Genomic DNA, 2,670 nt, shown 5'->3' with positions numbered 1-2,670 from the left:
CGGGGCCGGCGTGGGCGCCGCGCCGGGCTTCAGCGCCGCGGGTCCACCGGAGCCGGGGCTCGACGGCGCGGAGTCGACTCCACCGTCGGACGGTGCGTGCGACGCACGGAGACGTCGGACCACCGGGGCCTCGAGGGTCGACGATGCGGATTTGACGAACTCTCCCTGATCGCGGAGTTTCGTCAGAAGTTCTTTACTGGTGATACCGAACTCTTTTGCCAGCTCGTGTACCCGGGGCTTGCCTGCCACTGCTCTCCTCACTGCGAGGTCTTCACGGCAGGGCTGGCCGCGCGACCTCGGTCTACATTCGATGGACGTTCATCGCTGGAACTTCACGGTGTGCTCATCGTGTCTGGTCCGTTCCTTCTCTTGTGCTCCCCCGGTCGGCCCATGCGGCCGACGGGTGGTCTCGTGCTCACGACGATAGCGTCTCGAGCACCTCCGAGATCGCATCCTGGGACACGTTCCCGGCGACCCGCAGGGACCTGGTGAAGGCCTTGCGGTCGAGTGCTGTCGCGATGCACCGCTCGTCACGGTGCACCCAGGCTCCCCGCCCGACCGCTCGCCGGTCGGGGTCCGGCGAGAGGGCTGACGCCCGCGGATCGTGAACGATCCGCAGTAACCGGGAATCGGAATCCCGGCGGCGACAGCCGACGCAGGTCCTCACCGGACCCGGCACCTCGGCCGGGCCCTTCTGCTGGTCGTGATGCACCCGCATGAGGCCGCCTCGGTTTCTCGCCGTCCCTCCCACGCGAGTGGGTGGACGTGAAGTCACTGTGACATCTGGTGAGTCTACAGGTCGTTGACTATCGACACTAACGGCGCGCCCGACCGCGTGGACCGCGACCGTGCCGGACGTCACTCCGCGTCGCTGTGGATGTCGATCCGCCACTGCGTCAGCCGGTGGGCCAGGCGGGCGTTCTGCCCCTCCTTGCCGATCGCCAACGAGAGCTGGTAATCGGGGACCACGACGCGCGCAGCCCTCGTCTCGGCGTCCGCGACGGTCACGGAGATGACCTTCGCCGGAGAGAGCGCGTTACCCACGAACACCGTGGGGTCCTCGTCGAAGTCGACGATGTCGATCTTCTCTCCGTTGAGTTCCGCCATCACCGCCCGGACCCGGGCGCCGTTCGGCCCGATGCAGGCGCCCTTGGCGTTGAGGCCCGACACCGTCGTCTCCACGGCGATCTTGGTCCGATGTCCGGCCTCGCGGGCGATCGCCGAGATCCGGACGGATCCGTCACCGATCTCCGGTACCTCCAGGGCGAAGAGTCCACGGACGAGATCGGGGTGGGTTCGCGACAGGGAGACGGAGGCACCGTGCGGCCCCTTGTGCACCCCCACGACGTGGCACTTGATGCGGTCGCCGTGCTGGTAGGTCTCGCCCGGGACCTGCTCGGCCGGTGCGATGGTGCCCTCGGTACCGCCGTTCTCGGGCCCGATGTGCACGACGACGATCCCCCGCGCGTTCGCACGGGAATCCGACTGGATGACCCCGCTGACCACCTCGCCCTCACGGGCGACCAGGTCGCCGTAGATCCGCTCGGTCTCGGCCTCGCGCAGGCGTTGCAGGATGATCTGCCGGGCCGTCGCCGCGGCCACCCGGCCGAAATCGGACGGGGTGGCGTCGAACTCGCCGATCCGATTGCCCTCGTCGTCGACCTCGGCCGCCATGACCGCGACGGTCCCGGCCTTCCGGTCGAGTTGGATCCGCGCGACGCGGTGCGCGTCATCGGTGCGCTTGTACGCGGTGAGCAGTGCGTTCTCCAGCGTCCGCACCAGGTCGTCCAGCGGGATCTCCCGCTCCTGGGACAACATGTTCAGCGCCGCCATGTCGATGTTCAACTGTCTTCTCCTTCTCGCACGCCACGTCCGGGGTCCGCGGGCTCCGACAGGAGGGCGAGTTCGTCCTCCGGAGCGGGCCGGAACTCGACCCGGATCACAGCGCGTGCCACGTCGTCCAACGGTACCGAGTCCACACGCATCCCACGACCCGACCTGCGGACCAGACGTACGGTCCCCGTCTCCTCGTCGAGGTCTCCGATCCGCCCGCGGGCGGGGTCGGTGACACCGTCGACGTAACTCACGTCGACCTGACGTCCGCGCGCCCGCCTCCAGTGCCTGGGTGCCTCGAGCGGGGCGTCCACGCCGCGGCTCGTCACCTCGAACGTCACGGCCCGGTCGGGCCCACCCCACTGTTCGGCGAGGTCGTCGAGGTCGGTGGACAGCGTCGCGAGATCGTCCAGTGTGACACCGGAGTCGCCGTCGACGACCACGGTCACGTGCCAGTCGGCGGCCCGTGAATCCTCCCGGATCTCCTCGAGTTCGAGTCCACGGTCGGCGACCGCTCTACGGATATGGGCCCTGTCGGGCTCGGGGACGATCACGTTGCTCCTGGCGTCGCTGCTGGTGGGTGCCGATCCGGATTGCGGACGGGCCGGATCACTGTACCGCCCCCGGTCCGGCGTCCGACGGGCCCTGGCAGGATGTCGGGGTGCCCGTTTCCTCCACCACCCCCGTGTCGCGCCGACGGTTCGTCGCGGTGACGGCGGTCGCCACCGGAGTGGCGGCCACCGGTGGTTGCGCCCTGCCCCTGGTCGACGACGAGCCGGACCCCCTGGTGCCGTTGGCCGCGGCCGCTGCCCGCGACGCCCGCGAGTTCGCCGCCGC

Annotated in this window: 4 protein-coding genes; all 4 read right to left on the bottom strand. The window is 69.6% G+C overall.

The annotated features are described in order from the left end of the window. A partial coding sequence (locus G6028_RS16895) for a translation initiation factor IF-2 N-terminal domain-containing protein (RefSeq protein ID WP_182610232.1) occupies positions 1-249 on the bottom strand: 249 nt, incomplete at its 3' end. A 166-nt stretch (positions 250-415) separates the two neighbouring features. After that, positions 416-718: a YlxR family protein gene (locus G6028_RS16890; protein WP_182610233.1), complete on the bottom strand. Its 303-nt coding sequence runs from the start codon at positions 716-718 to the stop codon at positions 416-418. Positions 719-858: 140 nt separating this feature from the next. Next, positions 859-1,845, bottom strand: coding sequence for a transcription termination factor NusA (nusA, locus tag G6028_RS16885; RefSeq protein ID WP_179525437.1), 987 nt, complete (start codon positions 1,843-1,845; stop codon positions 859-861). Continuing rightward, the gene (locus G6028_RS16880; protein WP_182659560.1) at positions 1,842-2,387 is read right to left on the bottom strand and encodes a ribosome maturation protein RimP; all 546 of its coding nucleotides are present in this window, start codon (positions 2,385-2,387) and stop codon (positions 1,842-1,844) included. The genes nusA and G6028_RS16880 overlap by 4 nt, the downstream gene beginning before the upstream one ends. Positions 2,388-2,670 lie beyond the last annotated feature (283 nt).

Source organism: Dietzia cercidiphylli (assembly GCF_014145145.1).
GTDB lineage: Bacteria > Actinomycetota > Actinomycetes > Mycobacteriales > Mycobacteriaceae > Dietzia > Dietzia natronolimnaea.
Note: the sequence above shows the minus strand (reverse complement) of the source record. Positions and strands in the feature narration are given on the sequence as shown.